The 18710-nt window shown below is 60.7% G+C and carries 17 protein-coding genes; 4 read left to right on the top strand and 13 right to left on the bottom strand.

Annotated elements, in window-relative coordinates:
* Nucleotides 1–10 precede the first annotated feature (10 nt).
* Both D7I37_RS06810 and D7I37_RS06805 read right to left on the bottom strand, forming a co-directional pair.
* The gene (locus tag D7I37_RS06810) at nucleotides 11–1669 is read right to left on the bottom strand and encodes an AsmA family protein (RefSeq protein WP_129543479.1); all 1659 of its coding nucleotides are present in this window, start codon (nucleotides 1667–1669) and stop codon (nucleotides 11–13) included.
* A 130-nt stretch (nucleotides 1670–1799) separates the two neighbouring features.
* Nucleotides 1800–3200: an NCS2 family protein gene (locus tag D7I37_RS06805; RefSeq protein ID WP_129543478.1), complete on the bottom strand. Its 1401-nt coding sequence runs from the start codon at nucleotides 3198–3200 to the stop codon at nucleotides 1800–1802.
* A 239-nt stretch (nucleotides 3201–3439) separates the two neighbouring features.
* Between D7I37_RS06805 and gltS the strand changes: the two genes are divergently transcribed.
* A complete protein-coding gene (gene gltS / locus D7I37_RS06800) occupies nucleotides 3440–4651 on the top strand; it encodes a sodium/glutamate symporter (RefSeq protein WP_061799636.1) in 1212 nt (403 codons plus the stop codon).
* Between the two features lie 46 nt (nucleotides 4652–4697).
* Here gltS and recG read toward each other — a convergent pair whose 3' ends face one another.
* The 6 genes from recG to D7I37_RS06770 all read right to left on the bottom strand — a co-directional run bounded on the left by recG (nucleotide 4698) and on the right by D7I37_RS06770 (nucleotide 11390).
* A complete protein-coding gene (recG, locus tag D7I37_RS06795; RefSeq protein WP_129543477.1) occupies nucleotides 4698–6779 on the bottom strand; it encodes an ATP-dependent DNA helicase RecG in 2082 nt (693 codons plus the stop codon).
* Nucleotides 6776–7471 (bottom strand): tRNA (guanosine(18)-2'-O)-methyltransferase TrmH, encoded by a 696-nt coding sequence (gene trmH, locus D7I37_RS06790; RefSeq protein WP_129543476.1) that lies wholly within the window; start codon nucleotides 7469–7471, stop codon nucleotides 6776–6778. Before trmH ends, recG begins: the two co-directional genes overlap by 4 nt.
* Before the next feature lie 5 nt (nucleotides 7472–7476).
* Nucleotides 7477–9588, bottom strand: coding sequence for a bifunctional GTP diphosphokinase/guanosine-3',5'-bis pyrophosphate 3'-pyrophosphohydrolase (gene spoT, locus D7I37_RS06785; protein ID WP_061799632.1), 2112 nt, complete (start codon nucleotides 9586–9588; stop codon nucleotides 7477–7479).
* Nucleotides 9589–9606: 18 nt separating this feature from the next.
* The gene (gene rpoZ / locus D7I37_RS06780; protein WP_004931221.1) at nucleotides 9607–9882 is read right to left on the bottom strand and encodes a DNA-directed RNA polymerase subunit omega; all 276 of its coding nucleotides are present in this window, start codon (nucleotides 9880–9882) and stop codon (nucleotides 9607–9609) included.
* A gap of 54 nt (nucleotides 9883–9936) precedes the next feature.
* Complete coding sequence (gene gmk / locus D7I37_RS06775) at nucleotides 9937–10560, bottom strand: guanylate kinase (protein ID WP_061799631.1); 624 nt, start codon at nucleotides 10558–10560, stop codon at nucleotides 9937–9939.
* Nucleotides 10561–10772: 212 nt separating this feature from the next.
* Complete coding sequence (locus D7I37_RS06770; RefSeq protein ID WP_019452191.1) at nucleotides 10773–11390, bottom strand: trimeric intracellular cation channel family protein; 618 nt, start codon at nucleotides 11388–11390, stop codon at nucleotides 10773–10775.
* Nucleotides 11391–11657: 267 nt separating this feature from the next.
* Here D7I37_RS06770 and D7I37_RS06765 point away from each other — a divergent pair, with 267 nt between their 5' ends.
* Entirely contained in the window at nucleotides 11658–12071 is a 414-nt protein-coding gene (locus D7I37_RS06765; protein WP_061799630.1) for a DUF3574 domain-containing protein, read from the top strand.
* 33 nt (nucleotides 12072–12104) lie between these two features.
* On the opposite strand, the gene D7I37_RS06760 is transcribed toward D7I37_RS06765, so the two are convergent.
* Nucleotides 12105–13289, bottom strand: coding sequence for a NupC/NupG family nucleoside CNT transporter (locus tag D7I37_RS06760; protein WP_061799629.1), 1185 nt, complete (start codon nucleotides 13287–13289; stop codon nucleotides 12105–12107).
* Between the two features lie 260 nt (nucleotides 13290–13549).
* A complete protein-coding gene (locus D7I37_RS06755; RefSeq protein ID WP_061799628.1) occupies nucleotides 13550–14413 on the bottom strand; it encodes a YicC/YloC family endoribonuclease in 864 nt (287 codons plus the stop codon).
* Nucleotides 14414–14538: 125 nt separating this feature from the next.
* On the opposite strand from D7I37_RS06755, the gene rph reads away from it, so the two are divergent.
* Both rph and pyrE read left to right on the top strand, forming a co-directional pair.
* On the top strand, nucleotides 14539–15255 hold the full coding sequence (rph, locus tag D7I37_RS06750; RefSeq protein ID WP_061799627.1) for a ribonuclease PH: 717 nt from the start codon (nucleotides 14539–14541) through the stop codon (nucleotides 15253–15255).
* 93 nt (nucleotides 15256–15348) lie between these two features.
* Nucleotides 15349–15990 carry an orotate phosphoribosyltransferase gene (pyrE, locus tag D7I37_RS06745; RefSeq protein ID WP_061799625.1) on the top strand — a complete coding sequence of 214 codons (642 nt, stop codon included), beginning with the start codon at nucleotides 15349–15351 and terminating at the stop codon, nucleotides 15988–15990.
* A gap of 34 nt (nucleotides 15991–16024) precedes the next feature.
* Here the strand turns inward: pyrE and slmA are convergent, their stop codons facing one another.
* From slmA to coaBC, 3 genes are all read right to left on the bottom strand, one after another.
* Complete coding sequence (slmA, locus tag D7I37_RS06740) at nucleotides 16025–16621, bottom strand: nucleoid occlusion factor SlmA (protein WP_061799624.1); 597 nt, start codon at nucleotides 16619–16621, stop codon at nucleotides 16025–16027.
* 257 nt (nucleotides 16622–16878) lie between these two features.
* The gene (gene dut, locus D7I37_RS06735) at nucleotides 16879–17337 is read right to left on the bottom strand and encodes a dUTP diphosphatase (protein ID WP_061799623.1); all 459 of its coding nucleotides are present in this window, start codon (nucleotides 17335–17337) and stop codon (nucleotides 16879–16881) included.
* Nucleotides 17315–18532: a bifunctional phosphopantothenoylcysteine decarboxylase/phosphopantothenate--cysteine ligase CoaBC gene (coaBC, locus tag D7I37_RS06730; protein WP_161990710.1), complete on the bottom strand. Its 1218-nt coding sequence runs from the start codon at nucleotides 18530–18532 to the stop codon at nucleotides 17315–17317. The genes dut and coaBC overlap by 23 nt, the downstream gene beginning before the upstream one ends.
* Between the last annotated feature and the right edge of the window lie 178 nt (nucleotides 18533–18710).

Below are 18710 nucleotides of genomic sequence, written 5' to 3'. Positions count from 1 at the left end.
CCGTTTGGCGTCAAGGCAGCTGCTGGCTGACCGACTGCTCGCCGGCGGTGGCCTGCAGCGTGCCCTTCAGCGAGTCTTTGAACGGCCCGTCGCTGTTCAGCAACCCTTTCAACTGCAGCTGCAGATTGCCGTCGCCGGTCAGCGGCACCGGCTGCCACCCCCACTGCTGCAACGTATTCACCGGCACCGAGCGGCCATTCAGCGACAGCTGGAAGGGTTTTCCCGGCAGCTGTTCGACTCTGGCCCTGGCCTCCAGCAAACCCTGCGGCATAAAGGCGCTGAGCTCGGTGATGTCGATTTGCCCCGCGTCGGCGGTCAGCGCCAGCGAAGGGCGGCGCACGTCGATCTTGTTGAAGGTGGCTTCGCTGCCGTTCAGGTTCAACGCACCGGACCAGATGCCCCATTGATGTTCGCGCGCCAGCAGCAGATTGCTGCCGTAGCCGTCCAGCGCGGTGATCTGGAACGGGAAATCCGGGTTGATATCGATGATCAGATTGCGGTTGGTGGTCAGCCTGGTGACGTAAACCTCCGCCAGCCAGTCCGGCAACGGTTTCAGCCAGAGTTGGCGCCAGTTGAGCGGCAAGGTGTATTCCAGCGCCGCCATGGCCACTTCGTCCAACTGCAGGCGTTTGGTCGCGCGCAGCCAGCTGCCGGAGGTGCGCAGCAGGCCGCCTTCCCAGCGAGTGGTGAACTGTTGGATGGCGATGCCGGCGGGCGACAGCCGCATCGTCATGATCGGGTCGATCAGGTGGAAGCCGCCGTTGATCATGTCGCTGGCGTTGAAGTTCAGCGAACCGTCCCGGCTGCTCCAGTCGCCCTGCTTGACGCTGACGTTTTGCAGCGACAGGTCGAGATCGTTGAACGCCCATTCCTTGCCTTCCAGCCGCGCGTCGATCAGATCAACGCGTTTGAGGGTCACCGGCGGCAGCTGGCTGAAGCGCCGCATGAACTGTTCCAGCGTCAATGGCGTTTGCATGCGCACGCCGCTCAGCCGCAGGCGTTCCACCTGCCAGCTGCCGTCGGCGGCGCGGCTGGCCACCCCGGTCAGATCGCCCTGCGACAGATCGGCGCCGAAGTTGCTCAGCAACAGCCGGTTCTGTTTCAGCTCACCCTGTACCAGCACCTGCGAGGCGGGAATGCCGTTCAACGTCATCGAGCCGGCGCTGAACTGGAATTGATTGTTTTCCCCCAGCGGGTGACCGGCCTTGGGCTGCCAGGGCGTGATGCCGGCGTTAACCTTCTGCGCGTTGAGCCGCCAGTCTGCATCGCCGGACTGCAGCGCCATGTTGCTCAGCTGCAGCACCTCGGCATGCAGCGGCAGCGCCGCCGCCTGCGGCTGGATATTGAGCGTGCCGTCGCGCAGCGTGACGCTGTGGAAATAGCGCGGCTCGGTGAGCTGGCGCAGGCTGAGGCCCAGATCGACCTTTTTGGCCACCAACGCCTGCGGCTGATGGTTTCTCGCCAGCTGGACGTCCTCCAGGCTGATTTGGCCCGGCTGGCTCCACGAGTGCGAGATTTTCCCTACCGACAGGCGGTATTCGCCGTTGTCGCTGACCCAATCGCTCAACCGGCTCGCCGCCCAGCGGGTTTGCCCCACCACGTACAGCAGCACGATGGCCAGCACGGCGATCAGCAGCAACGTCAGCAACAGTTTTCCGATAAATTTCATCGTCTACATCCGCATCGGTCAAAAAAGATACCCTGTTTATGCCGCAATTGGCCGGGCATCTCAAGTGCAATGGTCTGATAGACAATAAAAAACGGCCGCGGGCGGCCGTTTGGCGAGGAAGGGGGGCGAATTATTTCTGTTCGTGCTCGTGCGGGAACACCAGGTTCAGCACGATGGCGGTAATGCCGCCGGCGGCGATGCCGGAAGACAGCAGGGTTTTCAGCCAGTCCGGCGCGAACTGCAGGATCAGCGGCTGCTGGGACACGCCCATGCCGACGGCCAGCGACAGCGCCATGATCATGATGGCGCGGCGGTTCAGGCGTTCGCGCGACACGATGCGCACCCCGGAGGCGGCGATGGTGCCGAACATCACGATGGTGGCGCCGCCGAGCACCGGCTCGGGAATGTGCTGGACGAAACCGGCCACCGCCGGGAACAGCCCCAGCGCGATCAGCATCAGCGCCACCACGAAGCCGACGTAGCGGCTGGCGACGCCGGTCAGCTGGATCACCCCGTTGTTCTGGCCGAAGCAGGAGTTGGGGAAGGTGTTGAACACCGCCGACAGCATCGAGTTCAGGCCGTTGGCCAGCACGCCGCCTTTCAGGCGCTTCATGTACAGCGGGCCGCTGACCGGCTGCTCGGAGACGTCGGAGGTGGCGGTGATGTCGCCGATGGTTTCCAGCGAGGTGACCATAAAGATCAGCATCAGCGGCAGCAGCAGGTTCCAGTCAAAGCCCAGGCCGTAGTACAGCGGCGTCGGGATGGTGATCGCCGCCGTTTGCGGCGCCGGCTGGCCGGCCGGCAGCATGTCCATCGCCCAGGCCAGCAGGTAGCCGACCGCCATGGCGATCACCAGCGAGGCGACGCGCAGGTAAGGGTTGCGCTGGCGGTTCAGCAGGATAATCACCGCCAGCACCGCGCCGGCCAGCAGCAGGTTTTTCGGTGCGCCGAAGCTGTGATCGCTCATCGCGGCATAGCCGCCGCCGATCGACGTCAGCCCAACCTGAATCAGCGACAGGCCGATAATCATCACCACGATGCCGGAGACCAGCGGGGTGATGATGCGGCGCGCCAGGTGCAGCACCCGCGACAGCAGGATTTCGGTGCAGGAGGCGACCATCAGGGTGCCAAACAGCGCGGCCATCATGGTCGGTACGTCGGCGCCGCCGTTCTTCAGCGCCAGGCCGCCCATGATCAGCGGTGAAACGAAGTTGAAGCTGGTGCCCTGAATCGACAGCAGCCCGGAGCCGACCGGCCCCCAGGTTTTGATTTGCAGAATGGAAGCCAGACCGGAAGCGAACAACGACATGCTGATGATGTGCTGGGTATCCTGCGCCGGCAGGCCAAGCGCCTGACAGATCAGCAGGGCCGGGGTGATCACCGCCACGAACATCGCCAACAGATGCTGGCCGGCGGCAAACAGCGTTTGCGGCAGCGGCGGGCGATCTTCCAGGCGATAAATCAGTTCACTGGTGCGGGGCGTGGCGGCGGCTTTTTGCACGGCATCAAGCTCGGAGGATGACATGGTCATGGTGTGGCGTTTCCAGAAACGGCAAAGAGGGCATTTTAATCATCCGCCCCGCAAAAGCAAACGGTTGCGCCCAAATATTCTGTTACTTCCTTTCGCATTTATGTCGCATTTTCATTCATTTTTTCTTGTCTTCTCAGCGTTTTTTCCTTCTAATCCCGCATTCATCAAGTTTAAAAACTAAGTGGTTTTCTATAACTTATTATTTCTATTGGATCTTTCCCCTTACATGGAGTACCTGGATGTTTCATCTTGATACTTATGGCACGTTAGTCGCGGCAACGCTGGTTCTGCTCCTCGGGGGCAAGTGCGTCAAAAGCATTCCGTTGCTGAGAAAATACACTATTCCCGCCCCCGTCGCCGGCGGTCTGCTGGTGGCCCTCCTGCTGTTAGCCATGAAAAAGTTCGCCAACTGGGAAATCAGCTTCGATATGTCGCTGAAAGACCCGTTGATGCTGGCCTTCTTCGCCACTATCGGTTTGAACGCCAACCTGGCGCGTTTGCGCGCCGGCGGCAAGGCGCTGATGGTGTTCCTGTTCGTGGTGCTGGGATTGCTGCTGGTGCAGAACGCCATCGGTATCGGCATGGCGAAAATGCTGGGTCTGGACCCGTTGATGGGCCTGATCGCCGGTTCGATCACCCTGTCCGGCGGCCACGGTACCGGCGCGGCCTGGAGCAAGCTGTTCATTGAACGCTACGGTTTTGAAAACGCGACGGAAGTCGCCATGGCCTGCGCCACCTTCGGCCTGGTGCTGGGCGGCCTGATCGGCGGGCCGGTGGCGCGTTATCTGGTGAAGCACTCCTCCACGCCGGAAGGTACGCCGGAGGACAGCGTTCAGCCGAGCGGCTTTGAAAAACCGGAAAGCGGCCGCCTGATCACCTCGTTGGTGATGATTGAAACCATCGCCATGATCGCCATCTGCCTGAGCCTGGGGCAGCTGATTTCTGGCCTGCTGAACGGCACGGTGTTCGAACTGCCGAACTTCGTCTGCGTACTGTTTGTCGGGGTGATCCTCAGCAATACGCTGGCCTTCACCGGCTTTTATACCGTATTTGAGCGAGCGGTATCGGTACTGGGCAACGTCAGTCTGTCGCTGTTTCTGGCGATGGCGCTGATGAGCCTGCGCCTGTGGGAGCTGGCCTCGCTGGCGCTGCCGATGCTGGCTATCCTGGCGGTGCAGACGCTGGTGATGGCGCTGTATGCGATTTTCGTCACCTACCGGGTGATGGGCAAGAACTACGACGCGGCGGTACTGGCCGCCGGCCACTGCGGCTTCGGCATGGGCGCGACGCCGACGGCGATCGCCAACATGCAGGCGATCACCGATCGTTTCGGCCCGTCGCATCTGGCGTTCCTGGTGGTGCCGATGGTCGGGGCGTTCTTTATCGATATCGCCAACGCCATCGTCATCAAGCTGTATCTGCTGCTGCCGGTCTTCCCGACGGTGGGATGATGCGCAGGCTGGATTAATGGAAAAAGGGCGCCGCGGGCGCCCTTTTTTATGCGTTGGAGTAGCGTGCCTTTTCCGGCAGCCAGCGCTCAATCAGCGCGCGGGCGTGCTCCGGGTACTGCTGGTGGATATGCCGGGCCACGCGCTGCACTTCCGGGATCATCGCCTGGTCGCGCAGCAGGTCCGCCACCTTGAATTCGGCGCTGCCGGTCTGGCGGGTGCCCAACAGCTCGCCCGGGCCGCGGATCTCCAGATCGCGCTGGGCAATCACAAAGCCGTCGTTGCTGTCGCGCAACACCTGCAGGCGTTTTTGCGCGGTTTTGCTCAGCGGCGTTTTATACAGCAGCACGCAGTGTGAAGCCACGGCGCCGCGGCCCACGCGGCCGCGCAGCTGGTGCAGCTGCGCCAGCCCCAGCCGCTCGGGGTTCTCGATAATCATCAGGCTGGCGTTAGGCACGTCGACGCCCACCTCGATCACCGTGGTGGCGACCAGCAGCTGCAGCTCGCCCTGTTTGAAGGCCTGCATCACCGCCTGCTTTTCCTGTGCCTTCATGCGGCCATGCACCAGCGCCACCTTCAGTTCAGGCAGCGCGGCTTTCAATTCTTCCCAGGTGGCTTCCGCCGCCTGCGCTTCCAGCAGCTCGGACTCTTCGATCAGCGTGCAAACCCAGTAGGCCTGGCGGCCTTCTTCCATGCAGGCGCTTTTCACCCGCTGGATAATGTCGGCGCGGCGGGTGTCGGGGATGGCGACGGTGGTGACCGGCGTTCTGCCTGGCGGCAGTTCGTCGATGACCGAAGTATCGAGATCGGCGTAAGCGGTCATCGCCAGCGTGCGCGGGATCGGCGTGGCGGTCATGATCAGCTGATGGGCGTGGAAGCCTTGCTCTTCGCCTTTTTCCCACAGCGCCAGCCGCTGATGCACGCCAAAGCGGTGCTGTTCGTCGATGATCACCAGCGCCAGGCCGTTGAACTGCACCTGTTCCTGGAAGATGGCGTGGGTGCCGACCACCATCGACACCTGGCCGCTGGCGATGGCTTCCTGCTGCGCAATGCGCGCTTTGCCCTTCTGTTTGCCGGCCAGCCAGCCGACCTCCAGGCCCAGCGGCTCGAACCACTGGCGGAAGTTGTTGGCGTGCTGCTCGGCCAGCAGTTCGGTCGGCGCCATCAGCGCCACCTGTTTGCCGTGGGCGATGGCGCGCAGCGCCGCCAACGCCGCCACCAGCGTTTTGCCGGAGCCGACGTCGCCCTGCACCAGCCGCATCATCGGGAAGCCTTTTTGCATATCGGCTTCGATATCGGCCACCACCCGCGCCTGTGCGCCGGTCGGCGAGAATGGCAGCTGGGCGAGGAATTGATTTTTTAACCGGTCGTCCGGCAGCAGCGGCAGCGCCCGGTAGCTTTGCGCGCCGGCGCGCACCGCCAGCATGCTGAGGTTATGCGCCAGCAGCTCTTCGAGGATCAGGCGTTTTTGCGCCGGATGCGCGCCCTGTTCCAGATCCGCCAGCTGAATATCCGGCGGCGGGCGGTGCAGGGTGTGCAGCGCCTGCGGCAGGCTCATCAGGCCGCCGCTCAGTTCCGGCGGCAGCAGCTCGGCGATGGCGCAGGTGTCCAACAGCTCCAGCGCCTGATCGGTCAGCTTGCGCAGCGTGGCCTGCCTGATGCCTTCGGTGGTGGGGTAGACCGGCGTCAGCGATTCCTGCAGCTCGACCTCGCTGCTTTCGCCCTGAATGCGGTATTCCGGGTGAATGATCTCCGCGCCGTGGTTGCCGCGCTTGATCTCGCCGTAGGCGGTCACGCGGCGGCCGGCGGCCAGGCTGTTCTTCATCGCCGCGTTGAAGTTGAAGAAGCGCATGGTGAGGATGCCGGTGCCATCGCTGATCTGGCAGGTCAGCATGCGCCGGCGGCCGAAGCTGATGTCGCTGCGCAGCACTTCACCTTCCACCGTGGCGAAAATGCCGGGCAGCAGGTCGTTTATCGGATAGAGTCGGGTGCGGTCTTCGTAGCGCAGCGGCAGGTGCAGCAGCAGATCCTGGAGGGTTTCCAGGCCGATTTTGGCCAATTTGTCCGCCTGGCTGGCGCCCACCCCGGAAAGCGCGGTGAGTAGGACAGCATCCAGCAGGCGGCCTTTCATTTGCGTACCGTCGCCTGCATGGTCGCCCACCATTCGGCGTCGGCGACCACCTGGCCCTGTTCGTCGATGTGCGGACGCGGCAGCCCTTTGCGCTTGGCCACGTTGGCCAATACCGGATAGCCGCCTTCAAACAGCAGGCGCTGCTGCTCTTCTTCGTCCAGCATGCTGCGCTCGCGGCGATACAGGCCGGCGTTTTGCCGCTGGCGCTGCGCTTCGTACAGGATCAGGGCGGACGCCACCGAGACGTTAAGCGACTGCACCATGCCGATCATCGGAATAACGATGTCCCGATCGGCCAGCGCCAGCGCTTCTTCGGTGATGCCGGTTTTCTCCTGGCCCAGCAGCACGCAGGTGGGGCGGGTGTAATCCACCTCGCGGAAATCGACCGCGCGGGCGGACAGGTTGGTCGCCAGAATTTGCATGCCCTGGGCTTTCAGGTGGCCTACCGCGTCGGAGATGGTGCGGTGGGTTTTGACATTGACCCAGCTGTTGCTGCCGGCGGCGGAGGAAACCAGGGTGCGCATGCGGGTGGTGGGCCACACGGCGTGCACCTGATGCACGCCGACGGCGTCGGCGGTGCGGATAATGGCGGAGACGTTATGCGGCTTGTGCACCTGCTCCAGGCAGACCGTCAGATCCGGCTGCCGGGTAGCGAGCATTTCACAAATCCGCGCATAGCGTTCAGGACTCATAAGCGCTAATTTCGGTTGCGGTTAACTTTAATCACATCCGGCATGATACGGATTTTACGCATAATGTTTGCCAAATGGATGCGATCGCGGGTGGTCAAGCGGATAAAGGCGCTATAAACCCGACCGTCTTTCTCTTCGGTATTCAGGCTTTGAATATTGGACTCGGCCGCGTTGATGGCCGCCGTCAGGTTGGCCAGCGCGCCCTGGTGGTTGAACATATCCACCTTGATCTCGGCGATGAACTCCTGCTCGGTCTCTTTATCCCACTCTACCGCCATGAATTTCTCGGGCTCTTTCTGGTAGCCGCGGATGTTGCGGCAGGACTCGTGGTGGATCACCAGCCCTTTGCCCGGGCTGACGTGGGCGATAATCGGGTCGCCCGGAATAGGCCGGCAGCACTTGGCGAAGGTGATCAGCACGCCGTCCGCGCCCTTGATCGCCAGATTGCGCACGCCGGAAGACGCGCCCAGGCTGGACTGATCGCCCTGCAGGTTCTTGGCCACCACCACGCTCATGGCGTTGCCGAGGCCGATTTCCGCCAGCAGGTCGTCCAGCGTCGCCAGCTTCATGCGCTCCAGCTCGTGCTGGATATTTTCCTGCGGGATCTCAGCCAGTTTGCGGCTGCCGCCCAGCGCATGGTTCAGCAAACGGCGGCCGAGGCCGACCGAGTCGTCGCGCTTGAGGTTTTTCAGCATCTGGCGGATTTTGGCGCGCGCCTTGGAGCTGACGACAAAATTCAGCCAGGCGGCGTTTGGCCGCGCGCCCGGCGCGGTGATGATCTCTACCGTCTGGCCGCTGGTCAGCGACTGCGACAGCGGATACGGCTGGCGATCGACGCGCGCGCCGACGCAGGCATGGCCGATATCGGTATGCACCGCATAGGCGAAGTCGACCGGCGTCGCGCCGGCGGGCAGTTCGACGATGCGGCCTTCCGGGGTGAAAACGTAAATCTCATCCGGGAACAGATCGGATTTGACGCTCTCGATAAATTCGAACGAGCTGCCGGCGCTTTGCTGCAGCTCCAGCAGGCTCTGCATCCAGCGCTGGGCGCGGATTTGTGCGGTGGTGCCGGTCTCGCCCTGTTCTTTTTCTTTATAAGCCCAGTGCGCGGCGACCCCCATTTCGGCCATCTGATCCATGTCTTCGGTACGGATCTGCACTTCTACCGGCACGCCGTGCGGGCCGATCAGCGAAGTATGCAGCGATTGATAGCCGTTGGCCTTGGGAATGGCGATATAGTCTTTTACCCGGCCCGGACGCGGTTTATACAGGCTGTGAACCTGACCGAGCACCCGATAGCAGGTATCCACCTCTTTCACGATCACCCGGAACGCGTAAATATCCATAATCGAATGGAAGCGCTGCTCTTTCAGGTGCATCTTGAGGTAGATGGAGTAGAGGTGTTTTTCCCGCCCGCTGACGCGGCAGGGAATGCCGGCCTCGGTCAACCGCCCTTCGATCTCGGAGAGGATTTTTTGAATCATCTCCTTACGGTTGCCGCGTGCGGCTTTCACCACTTCTTTGATCACGCGGTAGCGGTTCGGGTACAGCGCCTCAAAGCCCAGCTCTTCCAGCTCGGTTTTCAGGTGGTGAATACCCAGGCGGTGGGCCAACGGGCTGTAGATTTCCAGGGTTTCACGCGCGATGCGCCGCCGTTTGTCGGGGCGCAGCGAGCCGAGGGTGCGCATGTTGTGCGTACGGTCAGCCAGCTTGATCAGCACGACGCGGATATCCTGCACCATCGCCATGATCATCTTGCGGAAGTTTTCCGCCTGCGCTTCTTTTTTATCCTGGAACTTCAGCTTGTCGAGCTTGGATACGCCTTCAACCAGTTCGGCGACGCTCTTGCCGAACAGCTGTTCCATATCCTGATAGGTGGCCGGGGTGTCTTCGATGACGTCGTGCAGCAGGGCTGCCATCAGCGTCTCGTGATCGAGACGCATTTCCGCCAGAATGCAGGCCACGGCGACCGGGTGAGTAATGTAGGGCTCACCGCTGGAGCGTGTCTGTCCCTCGTGGGCATCACGTGCAACGAGGTATGCCTGTTTGAGGCGCTTAATCTGCTCCTCAGGCAGGTAACGTTGAATCAGCAGATTCAGGCTTTCAAACAGGTACAAGGCAGACTCGCAGTCTAATTAACGACGACCTTCAGCAATCGCGGTAACCGCTTGGATCTCTGCGGCTTCCTGCTCTTGCTGCTCCTGGCGCTCACGCACATCGAGGATCTGGCTGGTGATCAGGCCTTCTTCGATTTCGCGCAGGGCGATAACGGTATACTTGTCGTTCTCTTCCGGAACCAGTGCATCTTTGCCGCCGGTCTGGATCTGACGCGCCCGACGAGCAGCGACCAACACCAGGTCAAAACGGTTACCAATTTTCTCTACAGCGTCTTGAACAGTTACGCGTGCCATATTTGTGCTACTCCACAGGTGACGAAAAGACTGGGCATAATACTGAAACTGCCTTCAGTCTGCCAATAGTTTGCTGATTAAAGCGTCATGCCGCAGTAATTGGCGGCCTAAACGCAGGCGTTCGGCGCGAATAATGGTTTTCAGATCGGACAGCGCCAGATCGAAATCATCGTTCACGATTAAATAATCGTACTCCGCGTAGTGCGTCATTTCCGCCACGGCCTGGGCCATGCGCTTGGCGATCACCTCTTCGGAATCTTGCCCGCGGCCGCGCAGGCGGCGGCCCAGCTCTTCCTTGGACGGCGGCAGGATAAAGATGCTGCGCGCCTGCGGCATTTTGGCGCGGATTTGCTGCGCGCCCTGCCAGTCGATATCCAGGAAGACATCCACGCCGGTCGACAGCACTTGCTCGATGGCGGCGCGCGAGGTGCCGTAATAGTTGCCGAACACTTCGGCATGCTCAAGAAACGCATCCTGCTCAATCATCCGGCGGAATTCATCTTTTGAGACGAAGAAATAATGCTCGCCGTGAAGTTCACCCGGGCGGCTGTCGCGCGTGGTGTGCGAAACCGAAACCTGCGTGTCGTACAGCGGTTGCGTCTTTAACAAAGCCTGAATCAGACTTGATTTACCTGCGCCACTGGGAGCAGAGACAATATAAAGCGTGCCTTGAGCCATGATGATGTTCGTTGATAGCGGTTGATATGCCAATAACAGCGGATGTGTATTTTCTCCGCACAGTATACACGGCTAACGCGCCGGATGCAGCGTTAGCTCGCATTTTGCCCGCGGCTTTGTGCTGAAAAAACGTCAAAATGGCGGATTTGCGCAGCGTATCGGGAAATTTCCGTGGTTTTGCATCGTACGGCGGCGCTATCGCCGCCGCGCGATCAGTGATCCGGATGCTGATAGTTGAATACCGGCAGGCCAAGGCGGAAACGCAGGGCGATCAGGCGTGCGCTCAGCCCGGCCACCAGGGTGATGATTACCACCAGGTTATGCGGCAGGCTCAGGTGTTGCAGGCCGATATACAGCCAGGCGGCGCTGAAGGAGATGCCGGCGTAGATTTCCTTCTGGAAGACCAACGGGATGCGGTTGCAGAACATGTCGCGCAGCACGCCGCCGAACACGCCGGTGATCACCGCGGCGATCGCGGCGATGATCGCGCTGTGCCCCATATCCAGCGCCACCTGCGCGCCTATGATGGAAAATACGATCAGGCCGACGGCGTCCAGCACCAAAAACAGACGGCGCAGGTGGCGCATCAGCGGCGCCACCCAGGTGGTGACGATCGCCGCAATGGCGACGATGACGATATACTCGGGATGTTTGACCCAGCCCAGTGGGAAATGCCCGAGCAGCATATCGCGTACCGAGCCGCCGCCGATCGCCGTGACCGAGGCGATGATAATCACGCCAAACATGTCCATTTGGCGGCGCCCGGCGGCCAGAGCGCCGGTCATGGCTTCGGCAGTGATGCCGATGATATAAAGAATGCTCAGTAACATAAGATTTTCACAGGGTGGCTGGGATAAACATCAAGGCCGGCAGGGTAATCTTCGCCGGGGAGCAACGCCACTGAGTTTTTTTCACCAATGGCTTTTCGGATTAGTTTATCTAATTATACTTGGCGTTTTCGTTCTTGCCGGCTGCATTTTTTAACATTGTACTCTTACCGTACGCATTAGAAATTTCGCGTTAGTTTCCGCTGCTGACTATGCTTTTTGCATGCGATGCCCATGCCCCAACGTTTTTCGACGAGGAACCACGACATCATGACCCTTTCCCCCAGGCTGACTGCGGCGCTGACGGCCGCCATCTTGCTGAGCGGCTGCGCCGCGCCGGCAACGCCCACCTGCAGCATTGGCGATCCCATGGTGCAAACCACGCTCTACTTCGGCCTTAACCGCCCGGCGGGGCCGGTGATTAGCGCCGCCGAATGGCAAACCTTTGTCGATCGGCAGGTGACGCCGCGGTTTAGAGACGGGCTTTCGGTGTTTGACGCCAGGGGACAGTGGCTGGGCAATGACGGCAAGCTGGCGCGAGAGAACAGCAAGGCGCTGATGCTGATCCACACGCCGGGCAAGGCGAGCGAGGGGAATATCGAAGCCCTGCGCAGCGGCTATAAGCAGCAGTTTGCGCAGGATTCGGTGATGCGGGTGGATGCGCCGGTGTGCGTGACGTTTTGATGGTTATCCCGGCCTTCAGGCCGGGATAGGCGATTACAGCACCAGCCCGGCGACGGCGGCCGACAGCAGGCTGACCAACGTGGCGCCGTAAACCAGCTTCAGGCCAAAGCGGGAAACCACGTTGCCCTGGCGTTCGTTCAACCCTTTGATCGCCCCGGCGACGATGCCGATAGAGGCAAAGTTGGCGAACGATACCAGGAACACCGACAGGATGCCCAACCCGCGCGGCGTCATCTCTGCGGCGATTTTTTTCAGTTCGATCATCGCCACAAATTCATTGGCCACCAGCTTGGTCGCCATGATGCTGCCGGCCCGCAGCGCGTCCTGTGCCGGAATGCCGATCAGCCAGGCCAGCGGATAGAACACATAGCCCAGGATCTGCTGGAAGCTGATGCCGAATACGGCGGAGAACAGCGCGTTGACGGCGGAGATCAGCGCAATAAAACCGATCAGCATCGCGGCGATAATCATCGCAATCTTGAAGCCGGCCAGGATATATTCGCCCAGCATTTCGAAGAAGCTCTGGTCTTCATGCAGCTTGCTCAGCTTCAGCTCCGGTTCGTCTTCGACCTGATAGGGGTTGATGATCGAGAGGATAATGAAGGTGCTGAACATGTTGAGGATCAGCGCCGCCACCACGTATTGGGCGTCGATCATCGACATATAGGCGCCGACGATCGACATCGATACCGTCGACATGGCGGTGGCGGCCATGGTGTACATGCGGCGCGGCGAGATATCGCCGATGATCCCCTTGTAGGCGATGAAGTTTTCCGATTGCCCCAGCACCAGGGTGCTGACGGCGTTGAACGATTCCAGCTTGCCCATGCCGTTGACCTTGGACAACAGGGTGCCGACCAGGCGGATAACCAGCGGCAGAATGCGGAAATGCTGCAAAATGCCGATCAGCGCGGAAATAAAGATTATCGGGCACAACACGCCGAGGAAGATGAACGCCATGCCGTCTTTGCTCATGCCGCCAAACACAAATTCCGAACCTTGCGCGGCGTAGGTGAGCAGAATTTCGAAGAAGCCGGCGACGTGCTTGACCACGCTGAGGCCGCTGGCTGAATGCAGGAAGAAGTAGGCCAGTGCGCCCTCGATCACCAGCAGCTGAATGATGTAACGCAGGCGGATTTTTTTGCGGTCATTGCTGACCAACAGCGCCAGGGCGATGATCACCACCAGGGCCATAATAAATTGCAGAATTTGCGGCATAAAGAGTCCGTACGGCTAACGGGCAGGAAAAAACACATTTAGCCACAGCTTTGTCGACCTTTCATTACCTTACGTGATAATTGGAACAAAATACTTATCGTATGCGGGATAAGGTGCCGATTGTCATTCCGGCCCGCGGCTCGGCAGTTTTTCATAAACAAAATCAACGCCGGTGTCGGGCATCGCGCTGGCGGCGCTAACCTGCAACCTGCGGCGATAAAAAAGCCCGCATAGCGCGGGCTTGATAAGGCGAAGCGGGATCATTCGATGTTCTGGATCTGCTCGCGCATCTGCTCGATCAGCACCTTCAGCTCGATAGCGGAGGTAGTGACCTCGGCATTGATCGATTTGGAAGCCAGCGTATTCGATTCGCGGTTGAACTCTTGCATCATAAAGTCGAGGCGACGGCCCACGGCTTCTTTTTTCTTCAGGATGTTGTGCGTTTCCTTCACGTGCGCTTCCAGGCGGTCCAGCTCTTCGGCCACGTCGATGCGCTGCGCCATCAGCACCAGCTCTTGCTCCAGGCGGGTGTTTTCCAATTGCACCTGGGCTTCTTCCAGCTTGCTGACCAGACGCTCGCGCTGCCACTGCAGAATGTTCGGCATCTGGGCGCGCACCTTGACCACCTCGGCGCTGACGCCGTCGAGACGCTGCTCGATCAGGGCTTTCAGCGCGGTGCCTTCGCTTTCGCGCGCGGCGATGAAGTCATCCAGCGCGCCGTCCAGCGCCTGCATCAGCTCGGCGCTGATGGCGTCCAGATCCTGTTCCTGAGCGGACATCACGCCCGGCCAGCGCAGTACGTCGATCGGATCGATTTCCCCTTCGTCGCTCTGCATTTTCACCCAGTTGGCGGCTTCGACCAGCTGTTTGGCCAGTTTTTCGTTCAGGATCATCGAGCTTTGCGCGCTCGGGTCCAGTTCGAAGCGCAGGTTGCACTCGACTTTGCCACGGGTCAGACGGCCACGGATACGTTCGCGGATCACCGGCTCAAGGCTGCGGAATTGTTCCGGCAGGCGGATGTAGGTTTCTAAGTAACGCTGGTTAACGGAACGCAGCTCCCAGGCTGCGCTGCCCCATTCACCCTTGATTTCACGCCGGGCGTAGGCGGTCATGCTGCGGATCATTGTGCGTACCCGTAATAGGAAAAGATGGGGCGATTATAGCGTCGCCGCTGCGGGCAGGATAGGCATTACGTCACGAAGCCCGTATAATGCGCAGCCAATAGTTGATTTGAAGCCGGAGAAAGCCCATGCGTCCTGCAGGCAGAGCACCACAACACGTTCGCCCACTGACACTGACCCGTCACTATACCAAACACGCAGAAGGCTCAGTGCTGGTTGAGTTTGGCGATACCAAAGTTTTGTGCACCGCCACGGTAGAAGAGGGCGTTCCGCGCTTCCTGAAAGGCCAGGGCCAGGGGTGGATCACCGCGGAGTACGGCATGCTGCCGCGCTCTACCCACAGCCGCAATGCGCGCGAAGCCGCCAAAGGCAAGCAGGGCGGCCGTACCCTGGAAATCCAGCGCCTGATCGCCCGCTCGCTGCGCGCCGCGGTCGATCTGAAAAAGCTCGGTGAGTTCACCATCACCCTGGACTGCGACGTCCTGCAGGCCGACGGCGGTACCCGCACCGCCTCCATTTCCGGCGCCTGCGTGGCGCTGGCCGATGCGCTGAATGCGCTGGTGGCCAACGGCAAGCTGAAAGCCAACCCGATGAAAGGGCTGGTGGCGGCGGTGTCCGTCGGCATCGTCAACGGCGAAGCGCTGTGCGACCTGGAGTATGTTGAAGACTCCGCAGCGGAAACCGACATGAACGTGGTGATGATGGAAGACGGCCGCATGATCGAAGTGCAGGGCACCGCCGAAGGCGAGCCGTTCAGCCACGATGAGCTGCTGGCGCTATTGGCGCTGGCCCGAGGGGGCATCGAAACCATCTTCCAGGCGCAGAAAGCGGCGCTGGCGGACTGATTTTTCAAGGCGACTGAGAAGTCGCCTTTTTTACGCCCGCAGATCGGGCGGCGGCACCAACAAGACATCAAGACCAGACGAGGAGAAGCAGTAATGAAAGCCTATCAGCGCCAGTTTATCGAGTTCGCGCTTAACAAGCAGGTATTGAAATTCGGCGAGTTCACCCTGAAATCCGGCCGCACCAGCCCGTATTTCTTCAACGCCGGCCTGTTTAATACCGGGCGTGATCTCGCGCTGTTAGGGCGTTTTTACGCCGAAGCGCTGATGGACTCCGGCATTGATTTCGATCTGCTGTTTGGGCCGGCGTATAAAGGCATTCCGATCGCCACCACCACGGCGGTGGCGCTGGCGGAACATCACGAGCGCGATGTGCCTTACTGCTTTAACCGCAAGGAAGCCAAGACCCATGGCGAAGGCGGCACGCTGGTGGGCAGCCCGCTGCAGGGCCGCGTGATGCTGGTGGACGATGTGATCACCGCAGGCACCGCGATCCGCGAGTCGATGGAAATTATCGGCGCCAGCGGCGCAACCCTGGCGGGCGTGCTGATCTCGCTCGACCGTCAGGAACGCGGCCGCGCGGATATTTCCGCCATTCAGGAAGTGGAGCGTGACTATCACTGCAAGGTGATCTCTATCGTGACGCTGAAGGATTTGATTACGTATCTGGAAGAGAAGCCGGAAATGGCGGCGAGCCTGGCGGCGGTGCGCGCCTATCGCGAGCAGTACGGCGTCTAAAGTAACAACGCCGGGCGGGCGCCCGGCGTTGTTGTTACTGCAGCTGAGCCGCCAACAGCGGCCAGCGGCCGTCGAATTCCTGCGTGGGGCGGTAGCGGAATTCGGAGCGCACGTAACGCGACAGCATGCCTTCGCAGAACGCCAGCAGTTGGCTGGCCAGCAGCGTCTCATCGACGATAAAGCCTTTCCCTTCCCTCAGCTTGCGCTCCTTCAGCACCTGGCGCAGCTGCGCCTCGATGCGTTCGAACAGCTGGTTGATGCGGCCCTGCAGGCGGTCCTGCTCAAACATCAGCGCGTGGCCGGTCATGATGCGCGTCAGCCCCGGGTTGCGTTCCGCAAAGCCCAGCACCAGCAGCAAAATCAGGCGCAGGCGGTTAAACGTCTCTTTTTCGTCCTGTAAAATCAGGTTGATGCGGGTGATCAGGCTGTCTTCAATAAACTCGATTAGGCTGTCGAACATCTTCGTTTTACTGGGAAAATGCCGATACAGCGCAGCTTCGGAGACACCGACGTTAGCGGCAAGCTTGGCGGTGGTGATACGCTGGCTGCCGTCGCTGGATTCCAGCATCTGGGCTAACGCCTGCAATATTTCCTCGCGCCGGTTCCTTTTGGTATTTTCTTTTTCTGCCATGTCTGATTAGACCCTTGCTAAAACTGCTTAACTGACGGAAACCCGCGCACCGGCCGCTGCAGAGAAAACTCTGTGCGGCTTATGTGATAGCTTTTTTACGATGCTGGGGTCAGCGGTCTTAACGACCCTTGTTCTCCGCGCTGCCTGCTTGCGCTGTAACCGTTGCCTGACAAACCTTGCCGTGGAGCTGTCCTTCTCTCCGGGCGGCAAGATTTCAGACGACATTTCCCTGTCGGCCTGCGTTTATCGGGCGGCGCTTAGTGGCGGCCCGAGTGGCCAAAGCCGCCGGCGCCACGTTCGCTGCTGTCGAACTCTTCCACCAGATTGAATTCGGCCTGCACTACCGGCACGAACACCATCTGCGCAATGCGTTCGCCCGGCTCGATGGTGAAGGACTTCTGGCCGCGGTTCCAAACGGACACCATCAGCTGGCCCTGATAATCGGAGTCGATCAGGCCGACCAGGTTGCCCAGCACCACGCCGTGTTTATGACCGAGGCCGGAGCGCGGCAGGATCACCGCAGCCAGGCTGGCGTCGGCGATATGAATCGCCAGGCCGGTAGGCAGCAGCGTGGTTTCACCCGGCGCCAGTTCCACCGCGCTGTCCAGGCAGGCGCGCAGGTCCAGGCCGGCGGAGCCAGGGGTGGCGTAGGTCGGTAGCGGGAAATCCTGACCGATGCGCGGGTCGAGGATCTTAACGTCGATTTTTTTCATCATAACGGCTGACTATCTCGTCTATTAAACGTTGGCCAAGGAGTGCCTTGTCGCTCAGCGCCAGGCGCTTTTCTCCATCCTGCCAAAAAAGGTGCAGCGCATTGGTGTCACTGTTGAACCCATGCTCTGCAAGCGATACATCATTAGCGCAAATTAGATCCAGCTTCTTACGCGCCAGTTTTTGCCGCGCGTATTCTTCCACATTCTGGGTTTCGGCGGCAAACCCCACGACAAACGGTCGATTTTTAGCCATGGCCGCCACGCCGGCGACGATGTCGGGGTTTTTTACCATCTTGAGGACGATCTCATCACCCTGTTTTTTAATTTTTTCATCGGCGATCTGTTCGGGGCGATAATCGGCGACGGCGGCGCAGGAAATGAAAATATTCTGCTGAGCGGCGCGCTGTTGCACCGCCTGCTCCATCTCCAGCGCGCTGGTGACGTTCACGCGGGTGACCCAAGGCGGCGTCGGCAGGTTGACCGGCCCGGCGATCAACGTGACCTGTGCGCCGCGGGCGGCGGCGGCGCGTGCGATGGCGAAGCCCATCTTGCCGGAGCTGTGGTTGCTGATGTAACGCACCGGATCCAGCGCTTCACGCGTGGGGCCGGCGGTGATCATAACCTGCAAATGTTGCAGATCCTGCGGTGTGGAAAAATGGCCGTTCGCCAGCTCGACGATGTCCAGCGGGTCCAGCATGCGCCCCGGGCCGACGTCGCCGCAGGCCTGGCTGCCGCTGTCCGGCCCCCAGAGCAGCATGCCGCGCGCCTGCAGCGTTTGCAGGTTGGCCTGGGTTGCGGCGGCGCGATACATCTGCTGGTTCATGGCCGGCGCGGCCGCGATGGGCGCGTCGGTGGCCAGGCAGACGGTGGTCAGCAGATCGTTGGCCATGCCGGCGGCGACGCGCGCCAGCAGATCGGCGGTCGCCGGGGCCAGAATCACCAGATCCGCCCATTTGCCGAGCTCGATATGGCCCATGGCGGCTTCGGCGGCGGGATCCAGCAGATCGTCGGCGACCGGGTGGCCGGAAACGGCCTGCAGCGTCAGCGGCGTGATGAACGCCTTGGCCGCGCCGGTCATTACCACACGCACCTCCGCGCCCCTGTCTCGCAGGCGGCGCACCAGCTCTGGGCATTTGTAGGCGGCGATGCCGCCGCTGATGCCAAGCACAATATGTTTGCCGGAAAGTCCCGTCATCATGATTGTCCGATTGAAAGCCGAAAGATGCGCCATTTTAGCATAACCGCCGGACAGGTGAGCGATTCCGCAGTATCTGCAGCCCGTTACATCGCACTTTGCGCAGCACTTCGCAATGTTATCAATCACCTGTCGAGGCCCCAACCGGTGCATGGCATGCTGTGACGCTTTCAGGGAGGAG

Origin of the sequence: Serratia sp. 1D1416 (assembly GCF_003641105.1) — a bacterium.
Classification (GTDB): Bacteria; Pseudomonadota; Gammaproteobacteria; order Enterobacterales; family Enterobacteriaceae; genus Serratia; species Serratia ficaria.
The sequence above is the reverse complement of the archived record's forward strand: the minus strand, read 5'-3'. Positions and strand labels throughout refer to the sequence as shown.